Origin of the sequence: Streptomyces sp. NPDC057623, assembly GCF_042800355.1 — a bacterium.
Lineage (GTDB): Bacteria > Actinomycetota > Actinomycetes > Streptomycetales > Streptomycetaceae > Streptomyces.
The window spans coordinates 23,981-38,122 of record NZ_JBHVGZ010000014.1 but is presented as its reverse complement, the minus strand read 5'-3'; the positions used below and the strand labels follow the sequence as shown (position 1 = coordinate 38,122).

Sequence of the window (14,142 nt, the reverse complement as noted above, 5' to 3'; positions counted from 1 at the left end):
ACGCGGCACTGGCGGTCCGGCACCGTTTTTCCGGGGGCCGGCGCCCCCGGACCGCCGCTTCGGCCCCGAGGGGGCCTCGTCGTCGAACGCCGGACGGGCCGGCAGAGACCGACCGGCATCCGCCATCACGCGGTGTGCGGGTGCCGGTGTCTACGGGAGCGGGACGTATGTTCCTCCGTTGCCGCACCCTCAGCGGAGCGTTCCGCGGCCTCGCGGCGGGCGGCGCGGCGCAGGCGCACCGCCTCGCGGGCCAGGCGGTCGTGCTCGGCCTGGCGGATCAGTTCGGCGGAGCGGAGGCGGTGGACTTCGTAGCCGTACATGGCGGGTCCCTCGTTTTCCCTGGTGAGAAGGCGGTGTCGGCGTCGCTTCGCCGATGCCTTCAACCTTCGTCCGCCAGGAGGGTCCGCCACATCGGGAGAGTTCCGCATCTTCGGCGGTCTCACGGGGCCTTAGACGCGCGTGAGGGGCCTCAGGGCGCCGTCCGACGTACTTACGGCGGCCCTGAGGCCCCTCAGGGCCTGCGGTGGTTCAGCCCACTGACGGCAGGCCGAGCAGGAGGTCGGTGTACTTGAGTACGGCCAGGAGCAGGCCGATGACGCCCAGCGAGACGCCGCCCCAGGCGACCGACCTGATCCACACGGCCTGCGGCCGGCCGGGCGCCCCGAACGCGGGCCGGACGAGTACGACGACACCGACGATCAGCGCGGCGAGCGCGAAGGCGCCGGCCCACAGGGCGGTGGCGTTCCAGGCGTCCCCGTAGCCCTGCTCCAGCAGCTTGGAGACGTTCTGGGACGACGACGTCGAGGACTCCAGCTGGGCGACGAGGGACTGCCGCGCGGCGGCGACCGTACCGAGCCAGCCACCGGTGAGGGAGACGACGCCCAGCGCGGCGGAGACGATCGCGCCCGCGCCCTGACCGACTTCGGAGGGCGCCGCTTCCGTCGCCTCGGCGGCCACCTCCTCATGCTCGTCCCCGTCGACGGCCTCGGCCTCGGTCTCGGCCTCGGTCGCCTTGGTGACGTCCACGTTCTCGTCGTCGGTCTTGGCCTCGGTCACGGTCTCGTCCACTGTCTTCGTTCCCATGTCTCGCACCGTACGGACGCTTCCTGAGAAGTGTCTTAATGATCGTTGTGTGCGGCACGCGCGCGTGCTTCACGCCACTCCGGGGCGAGGATCGACCACACCTCCAGATCGTGCCGCACCCCACGATAGGGGTGGGCCTGCCGGCGTACGCCGTCGCGGGTCATGCCGAGGCGACGGGCGACGTTCAGGCTGGGCGTGTTGCCGGAGGCCGCGACCCATTCGACGCGGTGGATGCCGCGCTCCTCGATCGCCCAGTCGATGAGCGCACGCATCGCCCGGGTGATGAGCCCGCGTCCGGTCGCGGCGGGCTCCAGCCAGCACCCGACCTCGCAGTTGCCGGTCGCCGCGTCGAAGTTCAGCGTGAGGACGCCGCCGACGAGTTTCCCGTCCAGCCAGATGCCGTGGTACGACGCCGTGTCCGCGGCGCGCATGTCCGCGTACCGCTGGAGTGTCTCGCGTGCCGACGCCGGATCGGTGGCGTTCGAGCCGAACGGGATGTACTGCCCGATGAACTCCCGCCCCCGTTCCAGGTGGGCCAGGAACTCCTCGGCGTGCCAAGGCTCCAGGGGCCTCAGTTCGGCTCCGTCGTCACCCAGCGGTATCGCGTACATCGCCCCGTTGCTCCTTCTCCAGTTCCGCCACGACGTCGGTGAGCCTCTCATGGGCGGCACGGGACTCGGGCGGCTCGATGCTGATGCGGGGCATGCGCTGGTCGAGCCAGCGGGGCAGCCACCAGTTGGCGCCGCCGAGCATGTGCATCAGGGCGGGGACGAGGAGGGTGCGGAGCACGAAGGCGTCCAGGGCCACCGCGGCGGCGAGGGCGACGCCGAACATGGCGATCACGCGGTCGCCGCTGAGGACGAAGGCGAGGAACACCGAGATCATGATGACGGCGGCGGAGTTGATCACCCGGCCGGTCTCGGCGAGGCCGATCCGTACGGCCCGCCGGTTGTCGCCGGTCTCCAGCCACTCCTCGTACATCCGGCTGACCAGGAAGACCTGGTAGTCCATGGAGAGGCCGAACAGCACCGACACCATGATCACGGGGAGGAACGGCTCGATCGGACCCGCGCGGCCCAGCTCCAGCAGCTCGCTCCCCCAGCCCCACTGGAAGATCGCGACGACGACACCGAAGGCGGCGGCGACGGCGGCCACGTTCATCGCGGCGGCCTTCAGGGGGATGCCGACGGACCGGAAGGCGAGCAGGAGCAGCAGACAGCCCAGGCCGATGACGACGCCGACGAACAGCGGCAGCTTGCCGACGATCACCTCGGCGAAGTCGTCGTAGCCGGCCGTCACGCCGCCGACCCGCACATCGAGCGAGGTGCCGGACTCGGCGCGCGGCAGGACGTCTGAGCGCAGCCGGTCGACGAGGTCGCTGGTCTGCCGCGACTGCGGGGAGGACTCCGGTACGACGGTGAGGTACGCGGTGTCGCCGCCGGTGTTGTACGTCACCGGGGTCACCGACGCGACGCCCTCGGTGGTGCGGAGGGTGCCGTCGAGGTTGTCGAGGGCGAGCTTGTCGTCGCCGCCGTCGACCTCGGTCACGAGGGTGAGGGGGCCGTTCACGCCGGGGCCGAAGCCGTCGGCGAGGAGGTCGTATGCCTGGCGGGTGGTGGCGGACTCCGGGTTGTTGCCCTGGTCGGAGGTGCCCAGGCGCAGGCCGAGGGTGGGCAGGGCCAGGACGGTGATGACGGCCAGGGCGATCGCACCGAGCGTCTTGGGGTGGCGCTCGACGAACGCCGACCAGCGGGCGGCGAACCCGGCCGGCAGCTCCGGCTCGGGGCCGTGCTCCGTCAGTCGGCGCCGCTCGCGACGGCTCAGCGCGCGCATGCCGATGAAGGACAGCAAGGCGGGCAGCAGGGTCACGGAGGCGGCGACCGTCAGGACCACGGTCAGGGACGCGGCTATCGCGACGCCGTTGAGGAAGCCCAGCCGGAGGATCAGCATCCCGAGCAGGGCGATGCACACGGTGGCACCCGCGAACACGACCGCGCGTCCGGTGGTCGCCACGGCGTTGGCTATCGACTCGCCGACGGTCAGCCCGCGTTTCAGTCCGCGCCGGTGCCGGGTGACGATGAACAGGGCGTAGTCGATGCCGACGCCGAGCCCGATGAGCATGCCGAGCATGGGCGCGAAGTCGGCCACGGTCATGGCGTGCCCGAGCAGCGCGATCCCTGCGTACGCGGTGCCGACGCTGACCAGTGCGGTCGCGATCGGCAGCAGGGAGGCGGCGAGCGACCCGAAGGCGAGGAAGAGGACGACCGCCGCCACGGCCACGCCGACGACCTCGGCGATGTGCCCGCTCGGCGACTCGGTGAGCGCGACGGCGCTGCCGCCCAGCTCCACCTGGAGCCCGCCGGTCTCGGCGTCCTTGGCCGCGCTCACGACGGCCTGCGCCTCGCCCTGGTCGAGGCTCTCGGCGCCGGCTTCGAAGGTGACGGTGGCGTACGCCGTGTGCCCGTCCTCGCTGATCCGGGCGGCGCCCTGCTTGTCGTACGGGCTGCTCACGGCCGCGACGCCGGGCAGTTCCGCGATCCGGCCCAGGGTGCGCGTCATGGTCTGTTCGACGTCGGCGGCGCGGACGGTGCCGGACGCGGTGTGCCAGACGACGGTGCCGCTGTCGCCGCCGAGCCCCGGGAAGCCGTCCTCCAGCAGTCCGGTGGCGCGGCCCGATTCGGTGCCGGGGACCTGGTAGTCGTTCGAGTACGCGGAGCCCGTCACGACGGCGGCCGCGCTCACCCCGCCGAAGGCGAGCAGCCAGAGCAGTACGGCGACGAGGCGACGTTGGACACACCAGCGGGCGAGGGCTGCCACGAACGTGCTCCCAGGGGCAATATGTGGATCTTTGACCGGGAAACGTCCGTTGATGAAAGTGAACAGCCCGCAAAGAACGCATGAGCGATGTGAAGCAAACTCTCGCAGGCGCCAGTGATCGTTTGCCCCGTTCGTGGGTTTATTCACACGAGTGGGAGGAAGATCACAGGACAGTAACGGTCACTCTGTCGTCGCAGGTGGCGTCTCTCACACCATGGCCCGCACGCACCGGGAACTTCTCAGTCGAACTGGTCCCCCAGTGCCATCACCATCACCCCGGCGACGAGCAGCCACAGCGCCCGCCGGGTGCGACCGCGCGAGCCGAGAAGCGCGGCGAGCGCGCAGACGGCGGCGCCGAGGGCGTACGCGGCCGGAACGAGGGCAGGAGCGGAGCCGGTCGCACGGAGCGTCGAGGCGGCCAGCCCTGCCAGGGCGAGGAGCGCCCCGGTCCCGGCCGCCGTCCAGCGGGCCCGCCGCGCCACCTGCGCCGGATCGTCGACGCCCTCGTCGTCGTCCTGGTCGTCCTGGTCGTCCTGGTCGTCCACCGAGTCCTCGGTGTGCTCGTCCTCAGGTGTCTCGGACTGCTCCTCCCGCGTCTCGGATATCTCGGAATCACCGCGTCCACTCATGGCGGGCGAGCGTAGCGCGTCACGCCGGGAAACCGGATGCCGGTCCGCAGGGCGGGCTGCTAGCTTCCAAAGGTCCGCCGTTCCCGCGGCACACCGCCGCCGACCTGGGCAGGTGCATTGTTTGAGCGTCCGACCGAGCTCCTCCGTATCCCTTTCCGCTTCCCCGGACTCAAGGAGCCCGTTCACCGATGCCAGACATCATCCCGCCGCCGACGGGGCCCTCGAATGAGGACCTCACCCAGCGGCTGACCCACCCCGACCACCCGCGCAGCAACAGCTACGACGCCCGCTGGGTCATCGAGAACCAGATGGGCCCGAACGCACTGTGGCTGCTGGAGTGGCTGGCCCCCGCCCTGGGCCTGGACGCCCTGCGCCCCTGCGCGCGCGTCCTCGACCTCGGCTGCGGCCGGGCGATGACCTCCGTCTTCCTGGCCAGGGAGTACGACGCCCAGGTCACCGCCGCCGACCTGTGGATCAAGCCGGACGAGAACGCCCGGCGCATCGCCGAGGCCGGTTTCGCCGACCGGGTGCTGCCCGTCCACGCCGAGGCGCACGACTTGCCCTTCGCCGAGGGCAGCTTCGACGCGATCGTGAGCATCGACGCGTACCAGTACTTCGGCACCAACGACCTCTATCTGCCCACCCTGACCCGGCTGTTGAAGCCGGGCGGGCGGATCGGGGTCGTCGTCCCCGCGCTGCGGGAGGAGTTGGCGGGCGACGAGCCTCCGGAGCACCTGGGTCCCTTCTGGGACCCCGATTTCTGGGCGTTCCACTCCGCCGACTGGTGGCGGCGCCAGTGGACGCGCAGCGGGGCCGTCGAGGTCGAGACCGCCGAGTGGCAGCCCGACGGCTGGAAGGACTGGCTGCTGTGGAGCGAGATCTGCGCCGAGGAGAGCCCCTACGAGTGGATGGCCGCCATGGCCCGTGACTCCGTGGACCTGATGAAGGCCGACGAGGGACGCACCCTGGGTTTCGTACGGCTCGTAGGACGCCGTAAGCAGTAAGCAGTAGACGGCAACGGCCCCGGAGGCTTCCCTCCGGGGCCGTTCGAGCCTTCGATCAGCCCTCGCTGACGCCCAGCTTCTCCAGGATCAGCTCCTTGACGCGGGCCGCGTCGGCCTGACCGCGCGTGGCCTTCATGACCGCGCCGACCAGAGCACCGGCCGCGGCCACCTTGCCGCCGCGGATCTTGTCGGCGATGCCCGGGTTGCCGGCGATGGCCTCCTCGACGGCGGTACCCAGGGCACCCTCGTCGGAGACGACCTTCAGACCGCGCTTGTCGACGACCTCGTCCGGGGTGCCCTCGCCCGCGAGGACGCCCTCGATGACCTGGCGCGCCAGCTTGTCGTTCAGGTCACCCTTGGAGACCAACTCGGTGACCCGGGCGACCTGCGCCGGGGTGATGGCCAGCTCGTCCAGCGATTTGCCCGACTCGTTGGCGCTGCGGGCGAGTTCACCCATCCACCACTTCCGGGCGGACGCGGCGTCGGCACCGGCGTCGATCGTGGCGACGATCGGGTCCAGCGCACCGGCGTTGAGGATCGCCTGCATGTCGAGGGCCGTGATGCCCCACTCCGCGACCAGGCGGTTGCGGCGGGCCAGCGGCAGCTCGGGCAGCCCGGCCCGGATCTCCTCGACCCACTCGCGCGAGGGGGCCACCGGCACCAGGTCCGGCTCGGGGAAGTACCGGTAGTCCTCGGCCTCCTCCTTCACGCGGCCCGAGGTCGTCGACCCGGTGTCCTCGTGGAAGTGCCGGGTCTCCTGGATGATCGTCCCGCCACCGCTCAGCACGGCCGCGTGACGCTGGATCTCGTAGCGGGCCGCGCGCTCCACGGATCGCAGCGAGTTGACGTTCTTCGTCTCGGAACGGGTGCCGAACTTCTCGGTGCCGTTCGGGCGCAGCGACAGGTTCACGTCGCAGCGCATCTGGCCCATCTCCATCCGGGCCTCGGAGACGCCGAGCGCCTTGATGAGCTCGCGCAGCTCACGGACGTACGCCTTCGCCACCTCGGGGGCACGCTCGCCCGCGCCCTCGATCGGCTTGGTGACGATCTCGATGAGCGGGATGCCGGCGCGGTTGTAGTCCAGCAGCGAGTGCGAGGCTCCGTGGATACGGCCCGTCGCGCCGCCCACGTGGGTCGACTTGCCGGTGTCCTCCTCCATGTGGGCGCGCTCGATGTCCACGCGGAAGGTCTCGCCGTCCTCCAGCTGTACGTCGAGGTAGCCGTTGAAGGCGATCGGCTCGTCGTACTGGGAGGTCTGGAAGTTCTTCGGCATGTCCGGATAGAAGTAGTTCTTCCGGGCGAAGCGGCACCACTCGGCGATCTCGCAGTTCAGCGCGAGACCGATCTTGATCGCGGACTCGACGCCGGTCGCGTTGACGACCGGGAGTGCGCCGGGCAGGCCGAGGCAGACGGGACAGGTCTGCGTGTTGGCGTCCTGACCGAGTTCGGTCGAACACCCGCAGAACATCTTGGTCTTGGTGCCGAGTTCGACATGGACCTCAAGGCCCATGACGGGGTCGTACGACGCCAGCGCGTCCTCGTACGACACCAGGTCGGTCGTGGTGGTCACGGTGAAACTTCCCTCTCAGCCCAGCAGGACGTCGTCGTCGCCCAGCCGCTTCAGCTCGCGGTAGAGGATGGCGAGGCCGGTGGCGATCGCGGCGGCGGACACGGCGGCGTCGATCAGGCGCAGCGTGTCGCTCTCGGTGCGGGCCAGCTTGGCCTGCTTGGCGACGCTGACCGCGCCGAACGCGGTCGTGGCCATGGACAGGTACAGGCCGGACTTGGACTTCTTGAAGCCCTTGGCCTTGGACAGTGCCTTACTCACAGCGACGGAGCCTCCTCGATCAGCGGGTGACCCCACTGTTCCACGAAGGCCGCCTCGACGGCCGCCCCGACCTTGTACAGCCGGTCGTCCTTCATCGCCGGGGCGATGATCTGCAGGCCGACCGGCAGGTTGTCCTCCGGCGCGAGACCGCAGGGCAGCGACATGGCCGCGTTGCCCGCGAGGTTCGTCGGGATGGTGCACAGGTCGGCGAGGTACATCGCCATCGGGTCGTCGGCACGCTCGCCGATCGCGAAGGCGGTGGTCGGCGTCGTCGGCGAGACGATCACGTCGACCTGCTCGAAGGCCTTCTCGAAGTCCCGCGTGATGAGCGTACGGACCTTCTGCGCGGAGCCGTAGTACGCGTCGTAGTACCCGCTCGACAGGGCGTACGTGCCGAGCATGATGCGGCGCTTGACCTCGGGGCCGAAGCCCGCCTCACGGGTGATCGACGTGACCGCCTCGGCGGAGTTCGTGCCGTCGTCGCCGGTCCGCAGGCCGTAGCGCAGGCCGTCGAAGCGGGCGAGGTTGGAGGAGCACTCGGAGGGCGCGATCAGGTAGTACGCCGAGAGCGCGAGGTCGAAGGACGGGCAGTCCAGCTCGACGATCTCCGCGCCCAGCTCCTTGAGCAGTGCCACGGACTCGTCGAAGCGCTGGATGACGCCGACCTGGTAGCCCTCGCCGCGGAACTGCTTGACCACGCCGACGCGCATGCCCTGGACGCTGCCGTTGCGGGCGGCCTCGACGACCGGCGGGACCGGGGCGTCGATGGACGTGGAGTCGAGCGGGTCGTGCCCGGCGATGACCTCGTGGAGCAGAGCCGCGTCCAGGACCGTGCGGGCGCAGGGCCCGCCCTGGTCGAGGGAGCTGGAGAAGGCGACCATGCCGTAACGGGAGACCGCCCCATAGGTCGGCTTGACGCCGACCGTGCCGGTGACGGAGGCCGGCTGGCGGATGGAACCGCCGGTGTCGGTGCCGATGGCGAGGGGCGCCTGGAAGGAGGCGAGCGCGGCGGACGAACCGCCACCGGAGCCGCCGGGGATCTTGGTGAGGTCCCACGGGTTGCCGGTCGGGCCGTAGGCGCTGTTCTCCGTCGACGACCCCATGGCGAACTCGTCCATGTTGGTCTTGCCGAGGATGACGACGTCAGCGGCCTTGAGGCGCTTGGTGAGGGTGGCGTCGTACGGCGGAATCCACCCTTCCAGGATCTTCGAGCCGACGGTCGTCGGGATGCCCTCGGTGGTGAAGATGTCCTTGAGCGCGAGGGGGACGCCGGCGAGGGGGCCGAGCTTCTCGCCGTTCTCCCGCTTCTCGTCGACGGCACGCGCCTGGGCGAGGGCTCCCTCGCGGTCCACGTGCAGGAAGGCGTGCACCTTCTCGTCGACGGCCTCGATACGGGCCAGATGGGCCTCGGTGACCTGGACCGCGGTGAGCTCGCCGGAGGCGATCTTCGCGGCGGTCTCGGCGGCCGTGAGCTTGATGATGTCCGTCATGGCGATTAGTCCTCCCCCAGGATCTGCGGCACCTTGAAACGCTGCTGCTCCTGGGCCGGGGCGCCGGAGAGCGCCTGCTCGGGGGTGAGCGACGGACGGACCTCGTCCGCCCGCATGACGTTCGTCAGCGGGAGCGGGTGCGAGGTCGGCGGTACGTCTTGGTCGGCGACCTCACTGACGCGGGCGACCGCGCCGATGATGTCGTCCAGCTGTCCCGCGAAGTGCTCGAGCTCTTCGGGCTTCAGCTCCAGACGCGCCAGCCGGGCGAGGTGGGCGACCTCCTCGCGCGTGATGCCAGGCATGCAGCGATCCTCTGGGGTGAGTGTGTGTGGTTTGGGGCCAATCCTATGGGGCCGGGGTGGGTGACCGTTACGCGGTTTCCTCGCCCCCGCCGCCCCTACCCGTCCCATCCTTCTGGGGCTCCGCCCCAGACCCCGCTCCTCAAACGCCGGAGAGGCTGGATCTTTCAGCCCGTCCGGCGTTTGAGGACGAGGCCCCTTCAGGGCCGAAAGCGGGGGTCTGGGGGCGGCAGCCCCCAGGGATGGGACGGGTAGGGGCGGCGGGGCGAGGAAACGAGCTACTCGTCGGCCGCGGCCGCCGGCAGGGCCGCCCGCGGGCGCTGCCACCCACGCGACCCTCGCGCCCGCAGCCACGCCGTGGTTTCCTCGGGCGGCATCGCCGCCGCGACGAGCCACCCCTGTACGGCGTCACAGCCCAGGTCGCGCAGGCGTTCCCAGGTCTCGTCGTCCTCGACGCCCTCGGCGACCACGAGCAGGCCGAGCGAGTGCGCCAGGTCGACCGTGCAGCGCACGATCTCCGCGTCCTCGTTGTCGATCGCGAGCCGGGCCACGAACGAACGGTCGATCTTCAGTTCGCTCACGGGCAGCCGTCTCAGGTGCACCAGGGACGAGTACCCGGTACCGAAGTCGTCCAGGGACATCTTCACGCCGTGCCCGGTCAGCCCGGCGAGCGTGTCCGCGGCCCGCTGCGGGTCCTCCAGGAGCACGTGTTCCGTTATCTCCAGTTGGAGCGCTCCCGCGGGAACACCGTGCCGGGCGAGCCGGGCTGCGACGGAACCCGCGAATCCGGGGGTGTGGACGTCGCGCGGCGAGACGTTGACCGCGACCGGCACGTACAGGCCCTGGGAACGCCATCGCGCCACCTGCGCGAGCGCCGTCTCCAGCACGTACTCCGTCAGATGCGGCATCAGCCCCGACGACTCGGCGATCGCTATGAACTCGTCCGGCGCCACCCTCCCGCGCTCGGGATGCACCCAGCGGACCAGGGCTTCGAGGCCGGCGACCTGTCCGTCGAAGCGGACCTTCGGCTGGTAGTGCAGCTCGACCTCGTGAGCGTCGAGCGCTCGGCGCAGATCCCCCAGCAGGCCCAGCCGGTCCGGGGTGTTGGAGTCCCGCTTCGACTCGTAGACCTCCACGCCCGTGCGGTCCCGCTTCGCCTGGTACATCGCCACGTCCGCGCGGCGCAGCATTCCCTCGGCGTCGAGGGCGTGGTCGGGGAAGACGGCGACGCCCGCACTGGCCTCCAGGACCAGGGTGAGGCCGTCGAGGTCGAGCGGGGAGCTGAGGGCGGCGACCAGGCTGCGGGCCACCCGGGTCGCGGACGTCGTGGAGTCGGCGACCGGCAGTAAGACGGCGAACTCGTCGCCGCCGAGCCGCGCGGCCTCCGCTCCGCGTGGCAGGGCGAGGCGCAGCCGGTCCGCTATCTGCAACAGCAACCGGTCACCGGCGAGATGACCGAGCGTGTCGTTGACCGATCGGAAACGGTCGAGGTCGATCAGCATCAGGGCGGACCGGGCGCCGATGCGCTCGGCGTCGTCGAGTGCCGTCCAGATCCGTTCCAGCAGCCACTGCCGGTTGGGCAGCCCCGTCAGCGGATCGCGCAGCTGCTCCTCGGCGCGGGCCCGAGCGATCCACAGGGTGGAGTCGAGGGCGATGAGGGGGATGGCGAACAGCGGCAGCAGGAGGGGCTTGGCGATGGCGACCACGCACACCAGCGGCGCGATGCCGAGCAGCGCGACCGCGACCAGGCCCTGTCGGACCAGGGCGGTGCGGGCGACGGTGGGCAGGCCGCCGCGCGGGGCGTTCAGGTACCAGAGCAGAACCCGGGTGACCGCGAGATAGGCGGCGGCGACGAGCACCACGCCCGGGGCGGTGTAGAGCGTCCAGGTGTCGGGGTTCCAGGGGTTCTCGACGGTCGGCACACGTCCGAAGGCGGCCAGCACCAGGGCCCCGGAGGCGATGCCGAGGATGTCCACCGCGCCGTGCAGCACGCCCTGCCGCCAGCGGCCCCGGCGGGCGACGCCGACCAGGACGACCACGGTGAGGCTGACCATGCCGGCGGGGACCCAGCCGTACAGCATCAGGACGGCGAGGGTGAGGGCGGCGCCGGAGCCGGTGCCGCCCCACCAGCGGGCGCGGCCGAGTGCGACCAGGTGGCCGACGATGATGCCGGTCAGCACGGCGAGGGACCAGCCGACGGTGCCGGACGGGAAGAGGGCGTGGTCGCCGGAGAAGGCCCGGTAGAACCCGGCGCCGAGGACGAAGCCGGCCGCCGCCACGACCGCCGCGGGCAGCGCGGGCCAGGACAGGTGCCGCTCGTGGTCGGAGTCGGGCAGCCCGGCGGTGTGCTCGGCGTCGAGCCGCACCGCGGTGCGGCCGTCCGCCACGTTGTGCTGCTGCCCGGTGCCGCTTCCCGCGCCTGTTTCCATCCGCGAACGCTCCGCGGTGCGCGCCGTCCACCCCCGCCACAGGCCGGCCATCCGGCGCAGCCGTGAGTCAGGGGCGGCGCTCTCGGTCGGTTCCATTCCCGTCCCTCTCACAGCCGGCGGTGCCCACGCCACGCGGCCCGATGCCCGACGACAACCTTCAACGGCACCGCGTTGGAAAACCCTTGCCCCGCCCGTCCAGGCTCCTCAAGAGCAAGGGGATGCCCCGACCGCAGCTGGGCACGGCAGGCGCACACCTCAACAGTAGGCCGCAGAAGGCTTCCACGGGCACCGGTCGTCGACGGTTGCCCGAATGCGCCCCAGCCACCCGTATGCATCTGGTATGCGCCGATCCGGTGGCCTTCAACCGCTAACCCTCCGCGGGGAGGGCAACTTCGGCCGCCGCGTCGGGTCCCTGTTCCAGGAGCACGGTGAAGCCGTCCTCGTTCAGAACAGGCACCTTGAGCTGCATCGCCTTGTCGTACTTGGACCCGGGGCTGTCACCCACCACGACGAAGGATGTCTTCTTCGAAACGGAACCGGTCACCTTCGCTCCGCGACTTTGCAGCGCCTCCTTGGCACCGTCACGGGTGAAACGCTCCAGCGTGCCAGTGACGACGACGGTAAGCCCTTCCAGCGGACGGGGGCCCTCGTCCTCGCCGGAGCTCTCCTCCTCCATGCGGACACCGGCCGCCTTCCACTTGCGCAGGATCTCCTGGTGCCACTCCTCGGCGAACCACTCCTTGAGCGAGGCGGCGATGATCGGACCGACGCCGTCGGTGTTCGCCAACTCCTCCTCACTGGCCTGTTCGATGCGCTCGATGGAGCGGAACTCGCGGGCCAGCGCTTCGGCGGCGACCGGTCCGACATGACGGATCGACAGGCCCGTGATGATCCGGGCGAGCGGGCGCTCCTTGGCCGCGGCGATGTTCTCCAGCATCGCGACCGCGTTCTTGCGGGGCTCGCCCTGCTGGTTGGCGAAGACCGTGGCGATCTTCTCCTCGCCGGTCTTCGGGTCGCGCTTGGGCAGACCGCTGTCCTGGTCGAGGACGTACGCCTTGATGGGCAGCAACTGCTCGACGGCCAGGTCGAAGAGGTCGCCCTCGTCGACCAGCGGCGGCTCGGACGGCTCCAGCGGCTTGGTGAGCGCGGCGGCGGCCACATAGCCGAAGTGCTCGATGTCCAGCGCCTTGCGGCCCGCGAGATAGAACAGGCGCTCACGCAACTGGGCCGGGCAGGTACGGGCGTTCGGGCAGCGCAGGTCGACGTCGCCCTCCTTCATGGGCCTGAGCGCCGTACCGCACTCCGGGCACTCGGACGGCATCACGAACTCGCGCTCGCTGCCGTCGCGCAGGTCGACGACGGGTCCGAGGATCTCCGGGATGACGTCGCCGGCCTTGCGCAGCACGACGGTGTCGCCGATGAGGACGCCCTTCAGCTTCACGACGTCCTGGTTGTGCAGGGTGGCGAACTCGACCTCCGAGCCCGCGACCGTGACCGGTTCGACCTGGGCGTACGGCGTGACCCGGCCCGTACGGCCCACGCCCACGCGGATGTTGACGAGCTTGGTGTTGACCTCTTCCGGCGCGTACTTGTACGCGATCGCCCAGCGCGGCGCGCGCGAGGTGGAGCCCAGCCGTCCCTGGAGGGGGATCTCGTCGAGCTTGACGACGACGCCGTCGATCTCGTGCTCCACGGAGTGCCGGTTCTCGCCGAAGTAGGCGATGAACGCCCGGACGCCGTCGAGGTCGTCGACCACCTTGTTGTGCCGGGCGGTGGGCAGGCCCCAGGTCTTGAGCAGGTCGTACGCCTCGGACAGACGCGTCATGCCGTCGGAGCCGGCCAGCGCGCCGATGCCGTGGACGACCATGTGCAGGGGGCGGGTGGCGGTCACGCGCGGGTCCTTCTGGCGCAGTGAACCGGCGGCCGCGTTGCGCGGATTGGCGAAGGGCTTGTCGCCGGCCTCGACCAGGCGGGCGTTGAGCTCCTCGAACTTCTCCATCGGGAAGTAGACCTCGCCCCGGATCTCCACGAGGTCCGGGATGCGGTCACCCTTGAGGCGGTCCGGAATGTCCGCGATCGTACGGACATTGGGAGTGATGTCCTCGCCGGTGCGGCCGTCACCCCGGGTCGCCGCGCGGGTGAGGCGGCCGTGCTCGTAGGTGAGGTTGACGGCGAGGCCGTCGACCTTGAGCTCGCACAGGAAGTGATAGCCCGGGTTGCCGACGTCCTTGTGGACGCGCTCGGCCCAGGCGGCGAGTTCCAGGTCGTCGAAGGCGTTGTCGAGGGAGAGCATGCGCTCGCGGTGCTGGACGGCCGTGAAATCCGTCTCGTACGCGCCCGCGACCTTCTGGGTCGGCGAGTCCGAGGTGCGCAGCTCCGGATACTCCTCCTCCAGCGCTTCGAGCGAGCGCAGGAGCTTGTCGAACTCCGCGTCGCTGACGACCGGAGCGTCGTTCACGTAGTACCGGAAGCGGTGCTCCTCGATCTGCTCAGCGAGCTTCGCGTGCTTCTCCCGTGCCTCGGCGGGCACCGTCGTCTCCGCTTGCTTGTCGCCGGCCACCGT

The 14,142-nt window shown here is 70.6% G+C and carries 12 protein-coding genes; 1 reads left to right on the top strand and 11 read right to left on the bottom strand.

Features of this window, described 5'->3' with window-relative positions:
• Nucleotides 1-125 precede the first annotated feature (125 nt).
• The 5 genes from ACFU95_RS17085 to ACFU95_RS17065 all read right to left on the bottom strand — a co-directional run bounded on the left by ACFU95_RS17085 (nucleotide 126) and on the right by ACFU95_RS17065 (nucleotide 4,529).
• A complete protein-coding gene (locus tag ACFU95_RS17085; RefSeq protein ID WP_383827949.1) occupies nucleotides 126-320 on the bottom strand; it encodes a hypothetical protein in 195 nt (64 codons plus the stop codon).
• 208 nt (nucleotides 321-528) lie between these two features.
• A complete protein-coding gene (locus tag ACFU95_RS17080) occupies nucleotides 529-1,083 on the bottom strand; it encodes a hypothetical protein (RefSeq protein ID WP_383827947.1) in 555 nt (184 codons plus the stop codon).
• Nucleotides 1,084-1,118: 35 nt separating this feature from the next.
• Nucleotides 1,119-1,694, bottom strand: coding sequence for a GNAT family N-acetyltransferase (locus ACFU95_RS17075; RefSeq protein ID WP_383827945.1), 576 nt, complete (start codon nucleotides 1,692-1,694; stop codon nucleotides 1,119-1,121).
• The gene (locus tag ACFU95_RS17070; protein WP_383827943.1) at nucleotides 1,672-3,900 is read right to left on the bottom strand and encodes an MMPL family transporter; all 2,229 of its coding nucleotides are present in this window, start codon (nucleotides 3,898-3,900) and stop codon (nucleotides 1,672-1,674) included. The genes ACFU95_RS17075 and ACFU95_RS17070 overlap by 23 nt, the downstream gene beginning before the upstream one ends.
• 239 nt (nucleotides 3,901-4,139) lie before the next feature.
• The gene (locus ACFU95_RS17065) at nucleotides 4,140-4,529 is read right to left on the bottom strand and encodes a hypothetical protein (RefSeq protein WP_383827941.1); all 390 of its coding nucleotides are present in this window, start codon (nucleotides 4,527-4,529) and stop codon (nucleotides 4,140-4,142) included.
• A 188-nt stretch (nucleotides 4,530-4,717) separates the two neighbouring features.
• On the opposite strand from ACFU95_RS17065, the gene ACFU95_RS17060 reads away from it, so the two are divergent.
• Entirely contained in the window at nucleotides 4,718-5,533 is an 816-nt protein-coding gene (locus tag ACFU95_RS17060; protein WP_383827939.1) for an SAM-dependent methyltransferase, read from the top strand.
• A 55-nt stretch (nucleotides 5,534-5,588) separates the two neighbouring features.
• Here the strand turns inward: ACFU95_RS17060 and gatB are convergent, their stop codons facing one another.
• The 6 genes from gatB to ligA all read right to left on the bottom strand — a co-directional run bounded on the left by gatB (nucleotide 5,589) and on the right by ligA (nucleotide 14,139).
• Nucleotides 5,589-7,103 (bottom strand): Asp-tRNA(Asn)/Glu-tRNA(Gln) amidotransferase subunit GatB, encoded by a 1,515-nt coding sequence (gene gatB, locus ACFU95_RS17055; protein WP_383827937.1) that lies wholly within the window; start codon nucleotides 7,101-7,103, stop codon nucleotides 5,589-5,591.
• Nucleotides 7,104-7,118: 15 nt separating this feature from the next.
• A complete protein-coding gene (locus ACFU95_RS17050) occupies nucleotides 7,119-7,361 on the bottom strand; it encodes a hypothetical protein (protein WP_086767189.1) in 243 nt (80 codons plus the stop codon).
• A complete protein-coding gene (gatA, locus tag ACFU95_RS17045; RefSeq protein WP_383827934.1) occupies nucleotides 7,358-8,851 on the bottom strand; it encodes an Asp-tRNA(Asn)/Glu-tRNA(Gln) amidotransferase subunit GatA in 1,494 nt (497 codons plus the stop codon). Before gatA ends, ACFU95_RS17050 begins: the two co-directional genes overlap by 4 nt.
• Before the next feature lie 5 nt (nucleotides 8,852-8,856).
• Entirely contained in the window at nucleotides 8,857-9,153 is a 297-nt protein-coding gene (gatC, locus tag ACFU95_RS17040) for an Asp-tRNA(Asn)/Glu-tRNA(Gln) amidotransferase subunit GatC (RefSeq protein WP_007384860.1), read from the bottom strand.
• Nucleotides 9,154-9,428: 275 nt separating this feature from the next.
• A complete protein-coding gene (locus tag ACFU95_RS17035; RefSeq protein ID WP_383827932.1) occupies nucleotides 9,429-11,675 on the bottom strand; it encodes a putative bifunctional diguanylate cyclase/phosphodiesterase in 2,247 nt (748 codons plus the stop codon).
• A gap of 271 nt (nucleotides 11,676-11,946) precedes the next feature.
• Nucleotides 11,947-14,139: an NAD-dependent DNA ligase LigA gene (ligA, locus tag ACFU95_RS17030; RefSeq protein WP_383827930.1), complete on the bottom strand. Its 2,193-nt coding sequence runs from the start codon at nucleotides 14,137-14,139 to the stop codon at nucleotides 11,947-11,949.
• Nucleotides 14,140-14,142 lie beyond the last annotated feature (3 nt).

Excerpts from the sequence above, each read along its gene's own strand:
- ACFU95_RS17085 (WP_383827949.1), bottom strand. The coding sequence starts at position 320 with ATGTACGGCTACGAAGTCCACCGCCTCCGCTCCGCCGAACTGATCCGC.
- ACFU95_RS17080 (WP_383827947.1), bottom strand. The coding sequence starts at position 1,083 with ATGGGAACGAAGACAGTGGACGAGACCGTGACCGAGGCCAAGACCGAC.
- ACFU95_RS17075 (WP_383827945.1), bottom strand. The coding sequence starts at position 1,694 with ATGTACGCGATACCGCTGGGTGACGACGGAGCCGAACTGAGGCCCCTG.
- ACFU95_RS17065 (WP_383827941.1), bottom strand. The coding sequence starts at position 4,529 with ATGAGTGGACGCGGTGATTCCGAGATATCCGAGACGCGGGAGGAGCAG.
- ACFU95_RS17060 (WP_383827939.1), top strand. The coding sequence starts at position 4,718 with ATGCCAGACATCATCCCGCCGCCGACGGGGCCCTCGAATGAGGACCTC.
- gatA (WP_383827934.1), bottom strand. The coding sequence starts at position 8,851 with ATGACGGACATCATCAAGCTCACGGCCGCCGAGACCGCCGCGAAGATC.
- gatC (WP_007384860.1), bottom strand. The coding sequence starts at position 9,153 with ATGCCTGGCATCACGCGCGAGGAGGTCGCCCACCTCGCCCGGCTGGCG.
- ACFU95_RS17035 (WP_383827932.1), bottom strand. The coding sequence starts at position 11,675 with ATGGAACCGACCGAGAGCGCCGCCCCTGACTCACGGCTGCGCCGGATG.